Raw genomic sequence first — 782 nt, forward strand, 5'->3', positions numbered from 1 at the left:
CGCGAAAGGACTCCGTCCCGCTGGCGCGATGAGAGGCTAGGGAGCAACGACATAGCGATCTTGGGAGAGGCGCTCGTTACCCCGATACACGCTCACCTGCAAATGCTGGGGATCCAGCCGGTGCCCCTCTACACGGATGGGTGGGATCCTCAGGGCGTGGCGGGATCCCCGTCCCAGCACGGACACAATCAGGTTTTGGCCGCGGATCTGAACTCGTAGGCGCACCGGCCAGGGGAAAGGGTTGCGCAGCTTGAGGTCGGCCAAGCCGTACCAAACGGTGGCATCTAAGCCAGGGGGCACCGACTCTACCTGCCGGTAATGGGGGTGCCTCTCCACCACCTCCAGCCCTGCCAACAGAGCGGCATTGTAAAGGCTAGAGGACACCTGACAGATTCCTCCCCCAACCGAATCCAGGGTTTCGGCCACCATAAACACCGGCGCGGGCACATAGCCTCGTTCCAGGCTGCGGGGCCCCACCACTTGGTTGAAGGAAAAAATCGCTCCTGCCTGTTCCCGTGAGCGTGCTGCAGGCATGATGTAAACCCCATCCAGGCTTTGGGCGGCTCGGCGAATGTTGTGGAGTTGAGAAGGAGTGCGCTCCTGCAAAGAAGTAACGTATTGGCTTAGGGTTGTTGGCGTGGGATCCGTCCACCACAAGGCCAGAAGGGCCAGTAGCGCCCCCACCAACACAGCCAACCTCCGCAGGTCAACCCTTCCTCTCACCTCACACCTTGCCCGTCAGAAGGGGTTTCAAGGACTCCGTCCCGCTGGCGCGAAAGGCC

1 protein-coding gene is annotated in these 782 nt (G+C 61.6%); it reads right to left on the bottom strand.

Features of this window, described 5'->3' with window-relative positions; genetic code table 11:
* Nucleotides 1–36: 36 nt before the first annotated feature.
* The gene (locus NW815_RS12395) at nt 37–690 is read right to left on the bottom strand and encodes a VanW family protein (protein WP_414416074.1); all 654 of its coding nucleotides are present in this window, start codon (nt 688–690) and stop codon (nt 37–39) included.
* Nucleotides 691–782: the final 92 nt, after the last annotated feature.

It is taken from the genome of Synechococcus sp. R6-7 (genome assembly GCF_047461695.1).
GTDB lineage: Bacteria > Cyanobacteriota > Cyanobacteriia > Thermostichales > Thermostichaceae > Thermostichus.